General features: G+C 65.5%; 20 protein-coding genes. 3 read left to right on the plus strand and 17 right to left on the minus strand.

Annotation, left to right across the window (positions count from 1 at the left end; translation table 11 throughout):
- The 4 genes from ACYVG8_RS00070 to ACYVG8_RS00085 form a co-directional block, all read right to left on the minus strand.
- The coding region (locus ACYVG8_RS00070) for a two-partner secretion domain-containing protein (RefSeq protein ID WP_460744870.1) at positions 1-418 on the minus strand (418 nt) is incomplete at its 3' end.
- Between the two features lie 170 nt (positions 419-588).
- Positions 589-822, minus strand: coding sequence for a DUF2788 domain-containing protein (locus tag ACYVG8_RS00075; protein WP_373280124.1), 234 nt, complete (start codon positions 820-822; stop codon positions 589-591).
- Positions 823-929: 107 nt separating this feature from the next.
- Entirely contained in the window at positions 930-2159 is a 1230-nt protein-coding gene (locus ACYVG8_RS00080; RefSeq protein WP_036386674.1) for an argininosuccinate synthase, read from the minus strand.
- 303 nt (positions 2160-2462) lie between these two features.
- Positions 2463-4412: an aminotransferase class I/II-fold pyridoxal phosphate-dependent enzyme gene (locus ACYVG8_RS00085; protein ID WP_460744871.1), complete on the minus strand. Its 1950-nt coding sequence runs from the start codon at positions 4410-4412 to the stop codon at positions 2463-2465.
- Positions 4413-4589: 177 nt separating this feature from the next.
- On the opposite strand from ACYVG8_RS00085, the gene dinG reads away from it, so the two are divergent.
- Positions 4590-6722, plus strand: coding sequence for an ATP-dependent DNA helicase DinG (gene dinG / locus ACYVG8_RS00090; protein WP_028500166.1), 2133 nt, complete (start codon positions 4590-4592; stop codon positions 6720-6722).
- Between the two features lie 233 nt (positions 6723-6955).
- On the opposite strand, the gene ACYVG8_RS00095 is transcribed toward dinG, so the two are convergent.
- The 3 genes from ACYVG8_RS00095 to ACYVG8_RS00105 form a co-directional block, all read right to left on the minus strand.
- Positions 6956-7273 (minus strand): MGMT family protein, encoded by a 318-nt coding sequence (locus ACYVG8_RS00095; protein ID WP_112692958.1) that lies wholly within the window; start codon positions 7271-7273, stop codon positions 6956-6958.
- Between the two features lie 2 nt (positions 7274-7275).
- Positions 7276-8430, minus strand: coding sequence for a UbiH/UbiF family hydroxylase (locus ACYVG8_RS00100; protein ID WP_107890226.1), 1155 nt, complete (start codon positions 8428-8430; stop codon positions 7276-7278).
- Positions 8431-8497: 67 nt separating this feature from the next.
- Complete coding sequence (locus tag ACYVG8_RS00105; protein WP_460744872.1) at positions 8498-9172, minus strand: sulfite exporter TauE/SafE family protein; 675 nt, start codon at positions 9170-9172, stop codon at positions 8498-8500.
- 133 nt (positions 9173-9305) lie between these two features.
- Between ACYVG8_RS00105 and ACYVG8_RS00110 the strand changes: the two genes are divergently transcribed.
- Entirely contained in the window at positions 9306-10085 is a 780-nt protein-coding gene (locus tag ACYVG8_RS00110) for an enoyl-CoA hydratase-related protein (protein ID WP_112692957.1), read from the plus strand.
- 1 nt (position 10086) lies between these two features.
- On the opposite strand, the gene ACYVG8_RS00115 is transcribed toward ACYVG8_RS00110, so the two are convergent.
- From ACYVG8_RS00115 to ACYVG8_RS00125, 3 genes are read right to left on the minus strand one after another with little or no spacing between them, the layout of a single operon-like run.
- Positions 10087-10302 (minus strand): hypothetical protein, encoded by a 216-nt coding sequence (locus ACYVG8_RS00115; RefSeq protein WP_107890229.1) that lies wholly within the window; start codon positions 10300-10302, stop codon positions 10087-10089.
- Between the two features lie 18 nt (positions 10303-10320).
- Entirely contained in the window at positions 10321-10935 is a 615-nt protein-coding gene (locus ACYVG8_RS00120; RefSeq protein ID WP_107890230.1) for a LysE/ArgO family amino acid transporter, read from the minus strand.
- 57 nt (positions 10936-10992) lie between these two features.
- Positions 10993-11883, minus strand: coding sequence for a LysR family transcriptional regulator ArgP (locus tag ACYVG8_RS00125; RefSeq protein ID WP_028500172.1), 891 nt, complete (start codon positions 11881-11883; stop codon positions 10993-10995).
- 101 nt (positions 11884-11984) lie between these two features.
- On the opposite strand from ACYVG8_RS00125, the gene lysE reads away from it, so the two are divergent.
- The gene (gene lysE, locus ACYVG8_RS00130; protein WP_460744873.1) at positions 11985-12596 is read left to right on the plus strand and encodes an L-lysine exporter; all 612 of its coding nucleotides are present in this window, start codon (positions 11985-11987) and stop codon (positions 12594-12596) included.
- Between the two features lie 7 nt (positions 12597-12603).
- On the opposite strand, the gene ACYVG8_RS00135 is transcribed toward lysE, so the two are convergent.
- The 7 genes from ACYVG8_RS00135 to ACYVG8_RS00165 form a co-directional block, all read right to left on the minus strand.
- A complete protein-coding gene (locus tag ACYVG8_RS00135) occupies positions 12604-13341 on the minus strand; it encodes a hypothetical protein (protein WP_460744874.1) in 738 nt (245 codons plus the stop codon).
- Positions 13342-13349: 8 nt separating this feature from the next.
- Positions 13350-14255, minus strand: a complete 906-nt coding sequence (gene prmB / locus ACYVG8_RS00140) for a 50S ribosomal protein L3 N(5)-glutamine methyltransferase (RefSeq protein WP_028500175.1) — start codon at positions 14253-14255, stop codon at positions 13350-13352.
- A gap of 29 nt (positions 14256-14284) precedes the next feature.
- Complete coding sequence (recX, locus tag ACYVG8_RS00145; RefSeq protein WP_036386686.1) at positions 14285-14743, minus strand: recombination regulator RecX; 459 nt, start codon at positions 14741-14743, stop codon at positions 14285-14287.
- A gap of 124 nt (positions 14744-14867) precedes the next feature.
- A complete protein-coding gene (gene recA / locus ACYVG8_RS00150) occupies positions 14868-15938 on the minus strand; it encodes a recombinase RecA (RefSeq protein ID WP_028500177.1) in 1071 nt (356 codons plus the stop codon).
- A gap of 135 nt (positions 15939-16073) precedes the next feature.
- Positions 16074-16859: an enoyl-CoA hydratase/isomerase family protein gene (locus tag ACYVG8_RS00155; RefSeq protein WP_028500178.1), complete on the minus strand. Its 786-nt coding sequence runs from the start codon at positions 16857-16859 to the stop codon at positions 16074-16076.
- Between the two features lie 153 nt (positions 16860-17012).
- Positions 17013-17510 carry a dihydrofolate reductase gene (locus ACYVG8_RS00160; protein WP_028500179.1) on the minus strand — a complete coding sequence of 166 codons (498 nt, stop codon included), beginning with the start codon at positions 17508-17510 and terminating at the stop codon, positions 17013-17015.
- On the minus strand, positions 17507-18301 hold the full coding sequence (locus tag ACYVG8_RS00165; protein ID WP_028500180.1) for a thymidylate synthase: 795 nt from the start codon (positions 18299-18301) through the stop codon (positions 17507-17509). The genes ACYVG8_RS00160 and ACYVG8_RS00165 overlap by 4 nt, the downstream gene beginning before the upstream one ends.
- Between the last annotated feature and the right edge of the window lie 143 nt (positions 18302-18444).

Raw genomic sequence — 18444 nt, forward strand, 5'->3', positions numbered from 1 at the left:
CGGACGGGTTGGCGACGATGACGTCGGCGCGCGGACCGGCCACTTCCAGCAGGCCGCGCAGCAGGCTGGGCTGGCTGCTGTTGACCTCGTTGATGATCAGCCTGGCACTGCCGCTGGCCAGGGCCGGATTGCTGCGCACCCAGCCGCCAAGCTCGGTCTGCACATCGTGGCGGGCGTTGTTGAGGATGGCGCCGCGCGGGCCGACGTCGAACTGGCGGTAATGGTTGTGCGAAACGCCAGCGGCGTTGGGGGTCTGGATGTCGACCTGCGGCAGGCCGCTGGCGGTGCGCTGCACCACCGGCTGCTGCGTGCTCGCGGCCCCCGGATCGGCGACGATGCCGTCCGCGCCGGCACCGGCAGCCAGCAGGAGCAGCAGCGGAATCAGCAGGGACGGCACGCAGCGGCGGACGAAGGGCATGGTGACGGCGCGGGACGGATTGGACTCCGTCACGCTACGCGGCACAGGCGCGCATGCCATCTGCCGGATTCCCGAGTTGCAACGGGAAGCCGCTGATTATTTGCTGGTTTTTACTGTGAAGAGAGACAGAAAAAGCCGGGTTCAGTGCCCCAGCCCTCTTCGGTCAACGGTTACTTCAGGATCAGGAACTCGACCAGCAGGTTCTTGAACACGAAACCGATCACGCCGGCGAACAGCGCCAGGAACAGCACGAAAGTACCGAATTTGCCGGCGCCGGACTTGCGTCCCAGATCAAGGATGATGAAAGCCATGAAGACGATCAGGCCGCCAAGCAGCACGACCATCGAGATGTTGGTGAATTGTTCTTCGCTCAGATTGCTCAGATCCCACTTGCTGAAATCCATGTAACACTCCCCTTTAGCAGATCAGCCGATTATATCGGTTGACGTGCCGCAACCTGATAGCAAAAAAACGCGAGGACAGCGCCTCGCGTTTTTTACCTCAGACTGTCTCAGCCACGCTTGACCCTGGCATTGGCGGCAATCCGCATCCGCAGGGCGTTCAGCTTGATGAAGCCGGCTGCATCGGCGTGGTTGTAGGCGCCGCCATCTTCGTCGAAGGTGGCAATGGTCGGATCGAACAGGCTGTCGGTCTTCGATTCGCGGCCGACCACGATCACGTTGCCCTTGTACAGCTTCAGCCGCACCCAGCCGTTCACGGTCGATTGCGATGCGTCGATCATCGCCTGCATCATCCTGCGTTCCGGGCTCCACCAGTAGCCGGTGTACAGCATGCTGGCGTACTTCGGCATCAGTTCGTCCTTCAGGTGGGCGACTTCGCGGTCCAGCGTGATCGATTCGATCGCGCGGTGCGCCTTCAGCATGATGGTGCCCCCCGGGGTTTCGTAGCAGCCGCGCGACTTCATGCCGACATAACGGTTCTCGACGATGTCGAGGCGGCCGATGCCGTGCTTGCCGCCGAGCTGGTTCAGCTTGGTCAGCACTGCAGCCGGGCTCAGGGCCGTGCCGTTGATGGCGACGATATCGCCCCCCTTGTATTCCAGCTCGATGTATTCGGCTTCATCCGGTGCCTGTTCCGGCGAGCAGGTCCACAGCCACATGTCTTCTTCCGGCTCCTGGGCCGGATCTTCCAGCACGGTGCCTTCGTAGGAGATGTGCAGCAGGTTTGCATCCATCGAATACGGGCTGCCGCCGTTCTTTTTCTTGCTGATGTCGATGCCGTGCTTCTCGGCATAGGCCAGCAGTTTTTCACGCGACAGCAGATCCCATTCGCGCCACGGGGCGATGACGGTCACGTCCGGCTTCAGTGCGTAGTAGCCGAGTTCGAAACGCACCTGGTCGTTGCCCTTGCCGGTTGCGCCATGGCTGACGGCATCGGCGCCAACCTGGTTGGCGATCTCGATCTGGCGCTTGGCGATCAGCGGACGGGCGATCGAGGTGCCGAGCAGGTACTCGCCTTCATAAACTGCGTTGGCGCGGAACATCGGGAACACGAAGTCGCGGACGAATTCTTCGCGCAGATCGTCGATGAAGATGTTGTCGGGATTGATGCCGAGCGCAATGGCTTTCTTGCGCGCCGGTTCCACTTCCTCGCCCTGGCCGATATCGGCGGTGAAGGTCACCACCTCACACTGGTAGGTGTCCTGCAGCCATTTGAGAATGACCGAGGTGTCCAGGCCGCCTGAATAGGCGAGTACAACTTTCTTTACATCGTGGTGCATTTCTATTTTCCCGTCCGGATAAAAAAAGGGCGGCGCTTAAATGAATAAGCGCCGCCCGTTTTGGGGTTGAGATGAACGCTGAGCCCCTAGCCCTCGCCCACCAACGACGCATGCAGATAGCCGCGGACGCGGCGCACTCGTCGTGCGCCGTCCGCGCGGCTACGTCGCAGCGCATCAAGTTGGTGGAAAGCGTCAAGCATCTGGTTCATCCCTGAAATTCGATCGTGGAGCCGGGTCCGTGCCGCTGGACGTCAGCCAAGGTCTGTCGATGATTTTTACGGAATTGCGACACAGATGCAAGCGCTATCTTGCATTCCGGTCAAATTTAAGCATTTGCTCATCTTCAAGCCGCAATACTCGTACGTAATAGCCGTCGCCGTCCTGCTCGACCCCGTGCAACTCCAGATCCTTCTGCATCCGCGTCACGCGCCCCAGATAGGACACGGCCTCGTCGCTGATCTGCTGCCCCGGCGTCCATACCGGAATGCCCGGCGGATATGGCGTCACCTGATCACAGGCGACGCGTCCGGCGAGTTCGACGTTGGGCCGGCCGTCGTCATCAAGCAGCGGCAGCATTTCGCCGGCCTCGTAGAACGCATCACGCGGCAGGCAGACCAGCCGGCCCAGACCCGGCAGCGCCGGCAGCTGTGGCGGCCGCCGCGGGGTGCGCTTGTCGCGCGCGACCCGCATCAGCGCATCGAGCAGCCGCGACGCCTTGCTGCGAGTAGTGCCGATGGTGACCAGCAGTGTCAGGGTGTTGAAGGTGGTTTTCTCGACCTGGATATTGAAGCGTTCGAGCAGGATGTCGCGCAGTTCAGCGCCGGAATAGCCCGAGTCGCTGATGTCGATGGTCAGCTTGGTCGGGTCGAGACGGATGGCGTCGCTCGCCAGTTCGGCCGGCAGCAGGTCGTCGAGTTCCAGTACGCGAAACACGCCGGTCCCGGCAATGAGTTCGCGCAGTTCGCGAGCGATGCCGAGCGCACGGTCGATCAGGGTGTAGCCTTCCATCATCGCCTGCTTTCGCGCCACGTCCAGGCTGGCGATGATCGAGTACTGCGGGCTGGTCGACGCGTGCATGTTGAAGTTCTCGCGGAACAGGTGGGCGTCGAACGCCGGGTCGTTCACGTGGATCATGCTCGCCTGCGACAGCGCCGACAGTACCTTGTGCGTCGACTGGGTCACGTAGTCGGCCCCGCATTCGAGCGCGGTCGGCCGCATGGCCGGATGGAAGCGGGCAAAGCCGTACCACGCCTCGTCGACCACCACCTTGACCCCGCATTCGTGTGCGGCGGCGATGATCGGCGCCAGGTCGTAGCACAGGCCGTCATAGGTCGAGCTGGTCAGGATCAGCACCCGTGCGGACGGGTGGGCGGCCAGCGCATCGAGGATGGTCTGCTTCGGCACCGGACCGAACAGGCCGTAGCGGCGATTCAGGGTCGATTCGAGGTAGACCGGGCGCGCGCCGGACAGGATGGTCGCGTGATGGACCGATTTGTGACAGTTGCGGTCCAGCAGCAAGGTATCGCCCGGCGCCAGCAGGGTCTGCAGGATGACCTTGTTGGCCGTCGAGCTGCCATTGGTGGCGAAATAGGTGCGACGGGCACCGAAGGCCCGGGCGGCCAGTGCCTGGGCATCGTTGATCACCCCGGCCGGGTGCAGCAGCGAGTCCAGCATCGGCACCGAGACCGACAGGTCGGCGCGCAGGGTGTTCTCGCCAAGGAACTGGTAAAAGTCGCCGACCCACGGGCTGCCGCGCAGCGAGTCGCCACCGGAATGGCCCGGCGTGTGCCACGAGTCCTTGGCCAGTTCAACGTAGCGTTTCAGGGCATCGAAGAACGGCGTTGCCGCCTTCTCGGCGATTTCCGCCTGCAGGATATGGCGCCAGCCGGCCCAGTCCTGCTCGTCGCGCATGAAATAGCCGGACAGGGTTTCGCCCAGCAGATTGGCCACCTGCGCCCGCTCCTCGCCCCGCCCCAGCAGCACGTACAGCGACAGTTCCGGCCGGAAGTCGCCAAGCCAGTCGACGAACGGCAGCAGCGGCTGGTCCAGATCCTGGCTGTCGATCAGCACGATCTGGATGCTGCCGTCGTCCCGCACGGCCACCTGCGCGTCGGCCGCCGACGCCGCCGGTACGAAGCCCAGCCCGAACGCACCGCTTTCCTGATGCGCATTGTGGTTCAAGCCCTTGATCGCCTCGCGCAGCCACACCGCATCGCGGCCGACCACCAGGACCTTGCAGCCAGGTTTGTTCATTGTGTCCTCGCAGAGCGTGATTTTGTTGTTCTGTCTGGCGGAATGAATTTCCGCCGATTCGCTAGCTAATCCTACGCACGGTATGCACACACGTCATGCTGCGATGCAATGATCGCGCCCGGTCGCCCGGCGTCGATCGCGCCGCCCCAAGCCGCCCGCAGTCTGTAAAATGTGCGCATGCTGACCGATCTCGAAAAAGACGCCATCCGCCATCACTACCAGACGCTGGCCACCGCGCTGCCCGGCTTCAAGCCGCGGCCGTCGCAGCGGCGGATGATTGCGGAAATCGCCAATGCCCTGTCCCGCTGCAAGGAGCGCGACGGCGATGAACTGCCGGAGCGGGAAGGCGAAAGCATTCTGGCGGTCGAGGGACCGACCGGGGTCGGCAAGAGTGTGGCCTATCTGATCGCCGGCGGCGTGATGGCCAAGAACCGCGCCAAGAAGCTGATTGTCAGTTCGGCGACGGTGGCGCTGCAGGAGCAGCTGGTCAATCGCGACCTGCCGTTCGTGGTCGAGCACAGCGAGCTGCCGCTGACCTATGCGCTGGCCAAGGGGCGTGGCCGCTATGCGTGTCCTTACCGCCTGTTCCAGCTGACCGCCGATTCGACCCAGGGCGAGTTGCTGGCGCCCGATCCGGCCGCCGCACTGTGGGAGCGCAAGCCGGAGGCTGCCGAGCTGGCGGCAATCAAGGCGCTGGCCGACGCGTTCTACTACAAGACATGGAACGGGGATCGTGACGATTACCCGGAAATGATCGACGATGCGCTGTGGTTGCGGGTCACCAATGACCGCCACGGCTGCCTGAAGGCGGCCTGCCCGAACCGGCCGGAATGCCCGTTCTACATTGCCCGCGATGCACTGGAGAACGTCGACGTGGTGGTCACCAACCACGACCTGCTGCTGGCCGACTGTGCGATGGGCGGTGGCGTGATTCTGCCGGCGCCGGAACAGAGCTTCTATTGCATCGACGAGGCGCACCACCTGTCGAAAAAGGCGGTCAACCAGTTTGCCGCCGACTTCCAGAGTGGCCCGACCCTGGGCTGGCTGGACAAGGTGGCGACGCTCGCCAGCCACGCCGACACGCTGCTCGACAAGCACGAACTGGTCGATCTGCTGATCGATTCGGCGGCGGCCAGTATCGAGCACCTGACCCAGTTCATCGCCGTGCTCGACGGCATCGAGGCGCTGTCCGGCAACGACGGCGACGACGAACCGACCTGGCTGCTGCCGGCCGGTCCGCTGCCCGAGGGCGTCGACCAGCTGGCCGCCAACCTGCAACTGACCAGTGCCGCACTGGAAAAGCAGCTCGAACAGCTGTCCGACGCGCTGGCCGAAGCGCGCAAGGACAAGTCCGGCGGCGACATGCTGCTGATCGACCGCCTGTCCAGCGAACTGGGCTTCTTCATTTCCCGCGCCGAACCGTTTGCGGCGGTGTGGACGCTGTTTGTCACCGAGCCCGAGGACAAGGCACCGCCGATCGCGCGCTGGATTACCGCGCGCGCGGTCGGCAACCGCCGCGATTACCGGGTGTCGGCCTCGCCGGTGTCGGCCGCCGGCAGCCTGGCCAGCACGCTGTGGCGCAAGGCGGCCGGTGCGGTGCTGACTTCGGCCACGCTGCGTTCGCTGAACAGCTTCGACCTGCTGCTGCGCCAGACCGGCCTGGTCTGGCTGCCGGAAACCAGCACGCTGGCGCTGGACTCGCCGTTCGATTTTGCCCACCAGGGCGAGTTGTATCTGCCGCCGCTGGCGGCCAGCCCGAAGGACGCCGCCGGCCATACCGCCGAAATCGTCAAATGGCTGCCGCGACTGGTCGACCTGTCGCAGCCGAACGGCACGCTGATGCTGTTTTCGTCGCGCCGGCAGATGGAGGAAGTGGCCGACCGCCTGCCGCCGGAGTTCGCCGAGCGCGTGCTGGTGCAGGGTACGCTGCCGAAGTCCAAGCTGCTGGCCCGCCATCTGGAAGCGGTCGCCGACGGTCGCGCCAGCCTGATTTTCGGGCTGGACTCGTTCGCCGAGGGGCTGGACCTGCCGGGCGAGGCCTGTGTGCACGTGATTATCGCCAAGCTGCCGTTCGCCATGCCGGATGATCCGGTCGGGCTGACGCTGTCAAAGTGGATTGAAAGCCAGGGCGGCAATCCGTTTATCGAGCTGTCGGTGCCGGAGGCGTCGGTCAAGCTGATCCAGGCGGTCGGTCGTCTGATCCGTACCGAGAGCGACTATGGGCGGGTCAGCATTCTCGACACCCGGCTGAAAACGGCCGCCTACGGCAAGAAGATCCTCGCCGCGCTGCCGCCGTTCCGGCGCATTTGACTGCCGATCGGGGTGGGCGCAAACGATTTGAGTGGCGTCGGTACACGCCCGACTGACTGGAACACGGTGCGGGCACGGCAGTCCCCTGTTTCACCCCGCCCCCTTCCGTCCCCGCCGCCGCGGGGAAACCTCGCTGCGCTCGTCCGTTCGACTGCCGATCGGGATGAGCACAGACGATTTGAGTGGCGTCGGTACACGCCCGACGGCTTTCGGCAGTTGGCGGCAGGCGTAGTTCAGTCGCCGTGCCAGCCGTACACTTTCAGGTCGATGCGGCCGCTGGCGTCGAACTTCACGCCGTCGTCCTCCAGCAGGATGCGCTGGTAGTCGTCGTTGCCATCCAGCCCGCGCGGGCTGATGCGGCCCTGATGATTGATCACGCGGAACCACGGCACGGCGTCGGCCGGCCCGTGCAGCGAGCGGCCGACCAGCCGCGCATGGCGCGGAAAACCGGCCAGTCGCGCCACTTCGCCATAGGTACACACCCGCCCCGGCGGAATCCGGGCCACTACCGCGCGGATCGCGGCCTGAATCGGGGACGCGGTCGCGGTCATGGTCAGAATCCGATCGCTTCGCGGATCAGGCGTTTTTTCACCGGTCCGGCCACATTGGTCAGCGACAGGCCGGTATTGCGCAGCCAGCCGACCAGCGGATGCGGATGGGTGAACAGGCGGAACAGTCCGTCACAGGTGTACTGCATGGTGCGCACCGCTTCGATCCGGCCACGTTCATAGCGGCGCAGCACGCCGTAGGCGCCGGGGTCGTCGGCGTCGCGCAGCAGCGTCGCCAGCAGTTGCACGTCGCCAAAGCCGAGATTGACCCCCTGTCCGGCCAGCGGATGCACGGTATGGGCGGCGTCGCCGGCGAACGCAACCCGCTCGCCGATCACCCGTTCCGGGCGAATCAGTCGCAGCGGGAAGCCGGCTGCCGGCGTGACCAGCTGCAGCTCGCCCAGTTGCCGGCCGCCGCGCGCCGCCACCGCCGCGCACAGGGCATCCGGCGACAGCGCCAGCAAGCGTTCCGGGTCCGCGCACGACCACACCATCGACATCCGGCGTCCCGGCAGCGGCAGGTAAGCCAGCACGCCGTCGCCGGTGAACCACTGGTGTGCCACGCCATCATGGTCGCGTTCGCACAGGAAGTTCGCCACCACGCCGCTGTGTCCGTAAGGGGATACGGCCGCGCCGATGCCGACTTCGCGCCGCAGCCACGAATTGGCGCCGTCACAGCCGATCACCAGCCGTGCGCCGAGCGTGCGGCCACCAGCCAGGGTCAGTGTCGCCCCGCGTGCGTCGCTGGCGAAGGCCGTCGCCTCGGCCGGATCGAGCAGCTCGACATCGCTGTCGGCCAGCCGGCGCCAGATCGCGGCCAGCAGCCAGCGGTTCTCGACGATCCACGCCAGCGCTTCACCGCCGGCTTCGGCGGCATCAAAGCGGATGCGGCCGCCGGCATCGCCGCGCACGTCCATGGCGGTGACCATGCCGACACGGTCGTCGGCCGGCCAGGCCTCCAGTTGCTGCAGGAAACGGCGATTGGCCGGGCTGACCGCATAGACCCGGGCATCCCAGTCGTCGTCGCGATCGAGTCCGTCGACCTGCGGCGGCCGGGTTTCCAGCAGTGCGACGCGTTGCCGCCCGCCGGACAGCGCCAGCGCCAGACTGGCGCCAACCAGACCACCACCGAGGATAAGGATGTCGAAATGGGTATTCATGCTCAGACGCCGATCCACTTGATCAATTAAACAGTCCGGAGCGTGATTGTGCCCGAACCGGGTGTGGCTACACCAGTTGCCGTACCACGTGAGACAGTTGCCACAGGGCCACGGCAATCACGCTGCAACCGGCAACCACCCGCACCCAGCGCCGGGTCAGCCAGGTTTTCAGTACTTCGGCGAAAGCGCCCATCGCCAGCAGATTCGGCAGGGTGCCCAGTGCGAAGGCGAACATGCCGGCCGCACCGCCGGCGACGCTGCCGCTTGCCAGTGCGGTCAGGCTGGCCGAGTAGACCAGCCCGCACGGCAGCCATCCCCACAATGCACCAACAAGGAGCGCGCCAGCCGGGGAACGCACCGGAATGAGGCTTTTCATCAGCGGCTGCACGCGCCGCCACAGCGGGCGACCGACACTTTCCACCCGGGTGATCCAGGCGGAGACGCCGGCCAGGTACAGGCCGAGCAGGATCATCAGCCCCTGCGCCAGCACGAACAGCGCCAGTTGCGCCGCCTGCAGCCGCAATGCGGCAAGGCCCAGTCCGCCGATGCCGCCGGCGATGGCCCCGACTGCGGTATAACTGGCGACACGGCCGATGTTGTAGGCCAGGATGAACGGTGTTCGCGAACGTGCGGCCGGCAATTGCAGCGACAGGGCGGTCACCAGACCGCCGCACATGCCGAGACAATGACCGCCGCCAAGCAGGCCGACGAGGAACAATGCGGCCAGGCTGTATTCCGGCATGGTAATAGCTATAAAAACAGTGATGTCGACATTGTAACCGTCGTACCCCCCGCCCCGGTCATCCCTGTCGGCAAATCGCCGTGGGCGTGGTGCGACGACTTCCCCGCACGGCCATTACAGTGAAAGAAGTACCATGAACGAAAACCTGATTGTCGAACGTCTTGGCCGGACCGCCATCCTGACGCTGAACCATCCGCCGGTAAACGCGCTGACGGTCGCCACCCTGACCGAGCTGCGCCGGCAGGTGGACATTCTGAATGATGATCCCGAGGTCCGGGCGCTGGTGCTGACCGGCGCAGGCGACCAGTTCTTCTCGCCGGGTGCGGACATTGAGCTGTTCCACGCCCCCCGCTCCGGCCATGGCAAGGCCGAGGCCCTGCTGCAGGCACTGAACGACGCGGCACTGGCGCTGGTGCAGTTCAACGGACTGACCCTGGCGGCGCTGAACGGCTACGCGCTGGGCGGCGGCCTGTCGCTGGCCATGGCCTGCGATGTGCGCATTGCCGAGCGCCAGATCGAACTCGGCCTGCCCGAAGGCCGCCTCGGCCTGCCCCCTTGCGGCGGCAGCTCCTGCCGCCTGCCGCAACTGGTCGGTGATGGCTGGGCGCGGCGGATGGCACTGACCGGTGAAGCCTTGCGTGCCGAACGCGCGCTGCGCATCGGTCTGGTCGATGAGTGTGTCGATGCCGGCTTTGCCAAGATTGTCGCCATTTCGGTGGCTGACCAGGCCAGCCACACCGGCCCGGCCGCGGCCAGGGCGGCCAAGACCCTGCTGCAGGCCGAGCGCCTGCCGGCGCTGCGCGCCGCCATGGAGGCGGAGCTGGCAGCAGCGCGGGCACGCATCGATTCGGCAGAGCAGCAGGAAGGGGCGCAGGCGTTCTTCGAGCGCCGTGCCCCGGGCTGGCAGCAGTAGCTCAGGCGTCCGGCGCGGCGGCGGTGCCGCGCGCCAGTGCCAGGCACACGGCATCCGCCACTTCTTCGAGGTCGAAGACCCCGGCCAGCGCCGCCCGTTCCGGTGCTCCGACTGCGGCGCTGGTGCCCGGATAGTCCGGGCTGCGACCCTGCCGCTGCAGTTCGGCCTGGATCGCCGCCAGGACCAGCGCCGCGATCCGTTCCCGTTCCCCGTCCATATGCCCTCCCCGTTCCCTTCAGCCGAAGCTCGACAGCAGATGCCAGGCGGTCGCGCACATGATGACGCCGACCATCGAGTCCAGCACCCGCCAGCTGAACGGCCGCGCAAACAGCGGCGCCAGCCGGCCGGCGAAAAATCCCAGCCCGCCGAACCAGCACACGGCCGTGGTGACGCACCCCAGCCAGTATGACGGCAGCGCCTCGCTGAAACGGCTCGACACCGCGCCCATCAGCACCACGGTATCGAGGTAGACGTACGGATTCAGCAGCGTGAACGCCATGGCGGCGAGGATGGCGCCGCGCCGCGTGGTCTGCACACTGCCACCGGTCTGCAGCGAGCTGGCTTTCATCGCCGAGCGGAACGAGCGGAAACCGTACAGCGCCAGGAACGCCGCCCCGCCCCAGGTGGCGATGCGGATCAGCATCGGCTGGCTGCTGATAAAGGCGCCCAGCCCGGCCACGCCCAGCGTGATCAGCAGGATGTCGCACAGGATGCATACCGTGACGATGGCCACGATCTGTGCCCGGGCGATGCCCTGCTTGAGGACGAAAGTATTCTGCGGGCCGATCGCGACCAGCAGGCCCAGTGCGATGGTCAGCCCGGAAAAGAAGGCCGGAAAGTGGAACGACATGGATGACACAGCCAAACGACAAATGAATTGACGCTTATTCTATGTCAAAGCCCGTTCTCAGGGCACCAGCCTGGCGCGCGCCTCGGCCACCAGCGCACCGGAAAACCGCGCCAGCCGCGGCGCCTGCAGTGCCCAGCAATGCCAGTGCAGCGTCACCTGCGGCGGCACGTCCGGCAGCAGGTCGACCAGCTCGCCGCTGGCCAGCAGGCTGGCCACCTGCAGCTCCGGCGTCAGTCCGTAGCCGATGCCGGCGCACACCACATCGAGCAGGCTGGGTACCGAGGGCACGATCGAGTGCGGGAAATCACCGGGGCCGATGCCGTAGCGCGATTCAAGAAAGCCGAGGTGCATGGTATCGCGGCGGTTGAAGATGACCGCCGGCGCCCGGGTAAACTGACGGCGGTCGACACCGTCGGCGAAATAGCGCGCGGCAAAGTCCGGGGTGGCGATGCAGCGGTAGCGCATCACCCCCAGCCGCTCGCTGACGCAGCCGGTCGGCGGGGTATCGGCGCTGGTCACGCAGCCGATCACGTCGCCGTTTTTCAGCAATGACAGCGTGTGCCCCTCGTCATCCAGCGTCATCTGCATCAGCAGCCGCTCGCGCAGCACGACATCGGTGACCGCGTCGAGAAACCAGCTCGCCAGCGAGTCGGCATTGACCGCGATCGGCAGCGTCATCCAGCCGTCGCCGGCCTCTTCGGTCAGTTCGCTTTCCAGTTCCCCTTCCAGCACGCCGACCTGGCGTACATGGCGCAGCAGCCGGTGCCCGGCGGCGGTGGCCCGCACCGGGGTGCTGCGCACCAGCAGCATCTGGCCGAAGCGCTCTTCCAGCTGGCGGATGCGCTGCGATACCGCCGACGGCGTGATGCACAGCACGCGCGCCGCCTTCTCGAAACTGCCTTCCGCCAGCACGGCCTGCAGCGCGTCCAGCAATTTGTAATCCAGCATCCTGAATTTTTCTAACGAAGATGTAGAACAATGAATTTTACTTCATGTCATGAGAAAAGATACCGTAGTGGCAATCGAACTGCTTGTTACAGGACTTCATCATGATTCCCAACTGGATGCCGGCCATCGAGGGCTTTGCCATCGGCCTGAGCATGATCATCCCCATCGGCGCGCAGAATGCCTTTGTGCTGTCCAACGGCATTCGTCGCCGTCACCGGCTGCCGATTGCCCTGTCCTGCGCGGTCTCCGACATGCTGCTGATCGGTCTTGGCGTCGCCGGGGCTGGTGCCCTGATCTCGTCGCATCCGCTGCTGGTCGACATTGCCCGCTGGGGCGGCGTGGCCTTTCTGCTCTGGTACGGGCTGGCGACACTGAAGCGCGCCTGGCAGGGCGAGTCGATGCGGCTGGAAGGCGATGACGGCCGCACGCTGGGCATGGTGCTGCTGACCACGCTGGCCGTGACCTGGCTGAACCCGCACGTGTATCTGGATACGGTGGTGCTGCTCGGCGGGCTGGCCGCACAACAGCCGGATCACAGCCGCTACCTGTTCGGTGCCGGCGCCATCAGCGCGTCATTCGTCTGGTTCTTCTCGCTCGCCTACGGCGCCCGGCTGCTGGCCCCGCTGTTCACCCGCCCGGCGGCATGGCGGGTGCTCGATCTGGCGGTGGCCACGATCATGTTCGCGCTGGCGACGAGACTGGTCCTGGGCTGAAACGACGCTACTTGACCGCGCTGACCGCGTCCAGCGGCAGGAACTGCAGCAGCGGCGCGCCGAGCAGACCCTGCACGTAATTGATGAAACCGCGCCGGGTGGACTCGTCGGCCAGTTCGGCCAGCAGTTCCAGCCGGCCGATGACCCGGCCGAACTCGCGCTCGAACGACAGGTTGCTGCCGGCCAAGCCGATTTCGTTCGACAGCAGCAGCGGCTTGCCGTCGGGACCGGTCCGGTTCGACAGCATCCATACCGCCACCTGCACATTGAACGAGGCATTGGCGACCCGCTGCGCGTCGAGACCGTTGACCAGGTACAGCGAGCGCCGGCCGCCGTACAGCTCGGTCAGCATCGTGCCGAGGCCGTAGATCAGCGCACCGGCACGGTCGCCGCCATAGCCGGCATCGAATGCGCGCGGCAAGGCACCGACCGAGCGCGCCTGACCGAGCGCGGGCAACGGCTGGCCGTCGCGCACCGCCGTCATCACCGCGCGGACGGCGGCTTCGCGGCTGGCGGCGCCGCTTTTCTTCCACTCGGCCGGATTGCGCCGGTACAGCTTGTCGAGCAGCAGTGCCAGACTGTCCAGATTGTCGCGCATGACCAGGTTGGCGACCCGGTTCGCATCGCTCTGCGCCACTTCCCCGACCGAAAACCGGTCCCCGTTGACCGGTTTCTGTACCGGGGCGCCGGCACAGGCGACCAGCAGCAGCGACATCAGCGCGGCGGATGGCCGCCGGGGCGGCATGGCCGGCCTCACAGGCCGCCGGTGACCAGGTCTTCCCGCGTCAGCAGGAACACGAAGCCGTCACCGCCCGAGGTGTCGAGCCAGGTGAAGGTCAGGGCCGGGTACAACGCTTCCAGGACATCGCGGTTATGGCCGATTTCGACCACCAGCACCCCGAACGGGTTCAGGAAATGCGTTGCCTGTTCAAGAATGGCCCGGGTCGCATCGAGGCCGTCCTCGCCGGAGCCGAGCGCCAGTTCCGGTTCTTTCAGATACTCATCCGGCAGCGCGGCCACCGATTCGGCATCGACATACGGCGGGTTCGACACGATCAGGTCATAGCGGTTGCCGGCCACGCCGGCCCACAGATCGCTCTCGATCGGCGTGACCCGCTGTTCCAGCCCGTAGCGTTCGATATTCAGCGTGGCCACGTCGAGCGCGTCGGTCGACAGGTCGACGGCATCGACCTCGGCATCCGGGTACGCATCGGCCAGCAGGATGGCCAGGCAGCCGGAGCCGGTGCACAGGTCGAGGGCGCGATGGACCAGTTCCGGGTGCTCGATCCACGGCGACAGGCCATCCGGCAGCAGTTCGGCGATAAACGAGCGCGGCACGATGACCCGCTCGTCGATATAGAAGTCGTGCCCGGCCAGCCACGCTTCGCGGGTCAGGTAGGCAGCCGGCACGCGTTCGCTCACCCGCCGTTCGAGAATGTCGAGCGCATCGTTGAGCTCGGACGGCAGCAGCCGGGCATCGAGCAGCGCATCGAAGCGGTCGATCGGCAGGTGCAGCGTGTGCGCAATCAGGTAGGCTGCCTCGTCCCAGGCGTTATCGGTGCCGTGGCCGAAAAACAGCCCGGCCTCGGTAAAGCGCGACATGGCGAAACGCAGCAGGTCGCGCGGGGTTTTCAGGTGTTGGCGGGCAATATCGAACATGGGGGGTCCTGTTGTGGGGCGGGCGGGGTTCAGGCGTCGCCGACATCGTCCAGGTCGATGTCGCGCAGGGCCTTCCGGATCACGCCGAGGTCGAATCCACGCCCGGCCAGAAAGCGGATCTGCCGGGCCTTTTCCTGCAGGTTTTCCGGTAGCGTACCGAATTTCTTCAGCCACAGCGCGCGGGCGCGCGCGACTTCGCTGTCCCCGATGCCGTCCAGCGCGTCGCGGATGGTGTCGTCATCGACCCCGCGCGACGCCAGATCATGCCGCAGGCGACGCGCGCCATGCTGGGTGACCTTGCTGTTGACCCAGGCTTCGGCAAAGCGGGCGTCGGACAGATGGCGGATTTCGGTCAGTTCGTCCAGCAGCGCATCGAGCTGCGCTTCACTGTCGGCGTGCGGCGCCAGTTTCCTGCGCAGCTCGGCGCGGGACATTTCCCGGCGGGACAGCAGCGCATAGGCGCGGGATTTCAGCGAGGGTTCGGACATGGCGGCTATGGCATCGGGCGGCGCCCGCCGCGGGCGGGCCATGGAAACAAAGCGCCACGAGGATTGCGCCTCGTGGCGTCGTCAGACTGGCGACAGCGGCGGCGCACCAGGGCGCCGGCCGGTGTCAGGCGTCGCTGTCTTCCGACAGGGCCGCTTCAGCCCGCTCTTCGTCCGTCGGGGCGAAGGCAGGTGCCGCACTCGCGCCGATGCCGACGGCGGTACGGATCTTCTGCTCGATCTCGCGGGCAATGGTCGGGTTTTCCTTCAGCCATTCGCGCGAATTGTCCTTGCCCTGGCCGATCTTGGAGCCGTTGTAGCTGTACCAGGCACCGGACTTCTCGACGAACTTGTGCTCGACGCCGAGTTCGATGATCTCGCCCTCGCGCGAAATGCCCTCGCCGTACAGGATGTCGAACGAAGCCTGGCGGAACGGCGGGCTGACCTTGTTCTTCACCACCTTGACGCGGGTTTCGTTGCCGACGATCTCGTCGCCCTTCTTGATACCGCCGGTACGGCGGATATCGAGACGCACGGACGCGTAGAACTTCAGCGCATTGCCGCCGGTAGTGGTTTCCGGGTTGCCGAACATCACGCCGATCTTCATGCGGATCTGGTTGATGAAGATCACCAGGGTGTTGGTGCGCTTGATGTTGCCGGTCAGCTTGCGCAGTGCCTGGCTCATCAGTCGCGCCTGCAGGCCGACGTGGCTGTCGCCCATCTCGCCTTCGATTTCGGCCTTCGGCACCAGCGCGGCGACCGAGTCGACGACGATGATGTCGACGCCGCCGGAACGCACCAGCATGTCGCAGATTTCCAGCGCCTGCTCACCGGTGTCCGGCTGCGAGATCAGCAGGTCATCGACCTTGACGCCGAGCTTGTTGGCGTAGGACGGGTCCAGCGCGTTTTCGGCATCGATATAGGCGCAGGTGCCGCCCAGCTTTTGTGCTTCGGCCACCACCTGCAGACACAGCGTGGTCTTGCCGGACGATTCCGGACCGTAGATTTCGACCACGCGGCCGCGCGGCAGGCCGCCAACGCCAAGCGCCAGGTCAAGACCGAGCGAACCGGTGGAAATGACCTGAATGTTGTCGGTCACCTGGGTTTCGTTCATGCGCATGATCGAACCCTTGCCGAACTGCTTCTCGATCTGGGCGAGCGCAGCGGACAGGGCTTTTTGCTTGTCGTTATCGGCCATTTCGGCGAGTCTCCAATGAGTCGGTTTAGTCGGGACGGATTATCGCATAGCCACCACCCGGCACGGAAAAAACCGGGGGGGAACAATGCATGACGGCGACCGTCGCCGGTCGCCGTCCGGATGAAAACGGAACGCTTACGCGAGCCAGTCCGGCTTGCGCTTGTCGAGGAAGGCCGACAGCCCTTCCTTGCCCTCGGCACTGGAGCGGACATCGGCGATGCGGTTGGTGGTCATCTCGATCAGCGTGCCGTCGATCGGCTGCGCATAGACATCCGCCACCAGTCGCTTGGCCGCCGTCATCGCCGCCGGGCCGTTGTGCAGCACCTGCTCGACGAACAGTCCGATCGTGCTGTCGAGCTCGTCGCGCTCGACCACCTTGTGCACCAACCCCAGGCGTTGCGCCTTGCCGGCGTTGAAGCGTTCGGCGGTCATGAAATAGCGTCGCGCCGCGCTGGCGCCGATCGAGCGCACGATATACGGCGAGATGACCGACGGGATCAGGCCGAGTTTGACCTCGGAGAAGCAGAACAGGGCATCGGACACCGCCACGGCGATGTCGCAGCAGGCGATCAGCCCGGTACCGCCGCCGAAGGCCGAGCCCTGCACGCGGGCAATGGTCGGCATGCGCAGCGTATCCAGCCGCTGCATCAGCGCAGCCAGATAGGTGGCATCGCGCAGGTTCTCGTCCCGCGAGTAACCGGCCATGCGACGCATCCAGTTGATGTCGGCGCCGGCGGAGAAGCTGATGCCGGTGCCGGTCAGCACCAGCACGCGCACCGCCGGGTCGGCATCGATCTCCTCCAGCTTGGCGGTCAGCGCCTGGATCAGCGCGTCATCGAACGCGTTGTGCAGCTCCTGGCGGTCCAGCGCCAGCGTAGCCACGCCGCGCGTATCCAGGGAGTAGAGGATGGCGTCGTTCATGAATCAGGTTTCCTTGCAATCGGGAGTCGAATGATCATTGTAGCCCCCGCCACGTTCCGTGCAGATGACAGGCGGGTGGCCGGCACGGTACGCAGCGGGAAAAACCGGCTGTTGATGCAGAATTGAGACAGCTCGGCGTGATTTCAGATGTCGTCATCCCCGAACATAGTGCACGTAGCGCCAGCCCAGGCCATCGCTCTCGCGGCGCAGGGTTTCCGATTCGGCCGGCTGCCACACCGCCGGATCGAGCGACGGGAAATGGGCATCCCCCGGATAGTCGGCATCGATTTCGGTCAGGAAGATTTCGTCAGTACGCGACAGCGCCTGCCGGTACAGCTCGGCCCCGCCGATCAGCATCGCTTCGTCGGCGCCGGTCTCCCCCGCCGCCTCGAGGGCCGCATCCAGCGACAGGACGACAGTCACGCCGTCAGCCTGCCAGTCCGGGTTGCGGGTCACCACGATATTGGTCCGCCCCGGCAGCGGTCGTCCGATGGACTCGAAGGTCTTGCGGCCCATGATCACCGGCTTGCCGAGCGTGACGCGTTTGAAATGCGCCAGGTCTTCCGGCAGGTGCCACGGCAGCCGGTTGTCGAGCCCGATCACGCCGTTGCGCGCGCGCGCCGCCACCATGGCCAGACGGGGGGCGCTCATACGGCGACCTCGGCCTTGATGTGCGGATGCGGGTCGTAGTCGACCAGCTCGATATCGTCGAAGGTAAACGCGAACAAGTCTTTCACCTCGGGGTTCAGACGCAGGGTGGGCAGCGGACGTGGTTCGCGCGACAGCTGCAGTTCGGCCTGCGGCAGGTGGTTCAGATAGAGGTGGGCATCGCCCAGCGTGTGGATGAATTCGCCTGCTTGCAGCCCGCACACCTGCGCCACCATCAGCGTCAGCAGCGCATAGCTGGCGATATTGAACGGAACGCCCAGAAAGATGTCGGCCGAACGCTGGTACAACTGGCACGACAGCTTGCCGTCCGCCACGTAGAACTGGAACAGCGCGTGGCATGGCGGCAAGGCCATGTCGTCGACCAGTGCCGGGTTCCATGCACTGACGATCAGTCGCCGGCTGTCCGGGTTGCGCCGGATCTGCTCGACCACATTGGCGATCTGGTCGATATGGCGGCCATCCGGCGCCGGCCAGCTGCGCCACTGGTAGCCATAGACCGGACCGAGGTCGCCGTTCTCGTCGGCCCACTCGTCCCAGATGCGCACGCCGTTCTGCTGCAGGTAGGCAATATTCGTATCCCCACGCAAGAACCATAGCAGCTCATGAATGATAGAGCGCAGGTGAAGTTTCTTGGTGGTGACCATCGGGAAACCGGCGGCGAGGTCGTAACGCATCTGCCAGCCGAACACCGAGCGCGTGCCGGTGCCGGTGCGGTCGGTCTTGAGGTTGCCGTGTTCAAGGACATGGCGCATCAGATCGAGATAAGGCTTCATGGCTCACTGCCCAGCGGAAAACCGGTTACTGTAGCCGGCCTGCGGCCATCACGCCATCCCCTGCAGACAGGAGAGATGTTGTTACCCCCTGCCCGGCCTGGATGTAGCCAGAGTGCTGATAAAATTTAAGATCATTCCTACAT

It is taken from the genome of Microvirgula curvata, from assembly GCF_054781615.1.

What these genes read in the sequence shown, in the direction of transcription:
- ACYVG8_RS00155 (WP_028500178.1), bottom strand. Translation starts at nt 16,859, where the DNA reads ATGAACGACGCCATCCTCTACTCCCTGGATACGCGCGGCGTGGCTACG.
- prmB (WP_028500175.1), bottom strand. Translation starts at nt 14,255, where the DNA reads ATGTTCGATATTGCCCGCCAACACCTGAAAACCCCGCGCGACCTGCTG.
- ACYVG8_RS00110 (WP_112692957.1), top strand. Translation starts at nt 9,306, where the DNA reads ATGAACGAAAACCTGATTGTCGAACGTCTTGGCCGGACCGCCATCCTG.
- ACYVG8_RS00105 (WP_460744872.1), bottom strand. Translation starts at nt 9,172, where the DNA reads ATGCCGGAATACAGCCTGGCCGCATTGTTCCTCGTCGGCCTGCTTGGC.
- ACYVG8_RS00080 (WP_036386674.1), bottom strand. Translation starts at nt 2,159, where the DNA reads ATGCACCACGATGTAAAGAAAGTTGTACTCGCCTATTCAGGCGGCCTG.
- ACYVG8_RS00075 (WP_373280124.1), bottom strand. Translation starts at nt 822, where the DNA reads ATGGATTTCAGCAAGTGGGATCTGAGCAATCTGAGCGAAGAACAATTC.
- ACYVG8_RS00135 (WP_460744874.1), bottom strand. Translation starts at nt 13,341, where the DNA reads ATGCCGCCCCGGCGGCCATCCGCCGCGCTGATGTCGCTGCTGCTGGTC.
- ACYVG8_RS00125 (WP_028500172.1), bottom strand. Translation starts at nt 11,883, where the DNA reads ATGCTGGATTACAAATTGCTGGACGCGCTGCAGGCCGTGCTGGCGGAA.
- ACYVG8_RS00115 (WP_107890229.1), bottom strand. Translation starts at nt 10,302, where the DNA reads ATGGACGGGGAACGGGAACGGATCGCGGCGCTGGTCCTGGCGGCGATC.
- ACYVG8_RS00085 (WP_460744871.1), bottom strand. Translation starts at nt 4,412, where the DNA reads ATGAACAAACCTGGCTGCAAGGTCCTGGTGGTCGGCCGCGATGCGGTG.
- recX (WP_036386686.1), bottom strand. Translation starts at nt 14,743, where the DNA reads ATGTCCGAACCCTCGCTGAAATCCCGCGCCTATGCGCTGCTGTCCCGC.
- recA (WP_028500177.1), bottom strand. Translation starts at nt 15,938, where the DNA reads ATGGCCGATAACGACAAGCAAAAAGCCCTGTCCGCTGCGCTCGCCCAG.
- ACYVG8_RS00160 (WP_028500179.1), bottom strand. Translation starts at nt 17,510, where the DNA reads ATGAGCGCCCCCCGTCTGGCCATGGTGGCGGCGCGCGCGCGCAACGGC.
- ACYVG8_RS00120 (WP_107890230.1), bottom strand. Translation starts at nt 10,935, where the DNA reads ATGTCGTTCCACTTTCCGGCCTTCTTTTCCGGGCTGACCATCGCACTG.
- ACYVG8_RS00100 (WP_107890226.1), bottom strand. Translation starts at nt 8,430, where the DNA reads ATGAATACCCATTTCGACATCCTTATCCTCGGTGGTGGTCTGGTTGGC.
- lysE (WP_460744873.1), top strand. Translation starts at nt 11,985, where the DNA reads ATGATTCCCAACTGGATGCCGGCCATCGAGGGCTTTGCCATCGGCCTG.
- ACYVG8_RS00095 (WP_112692958.1), bottom strand. Translation starts at nt 7,273, where the DNA reads ATGACCGCGACCGCGTCCCCGATTCAGGCCGCGATCCGCGCGGTAGTG.
- dinG (WP_028500166.1), top strand. Translation starts at nt 4,590, where the DNA reads ATGCTGACCGATCTCGAAAAAGACGCCATCCGCCATCACTACCAGACG.
- ACYVG8_RS00165 (WP_028500180.1), bottom strand. Translation starts at nt 18,301, where the DNA reads ATGAAGCCTTATCTCGATCTGATGCGCCATGTCCTTGAACACGGCAAC.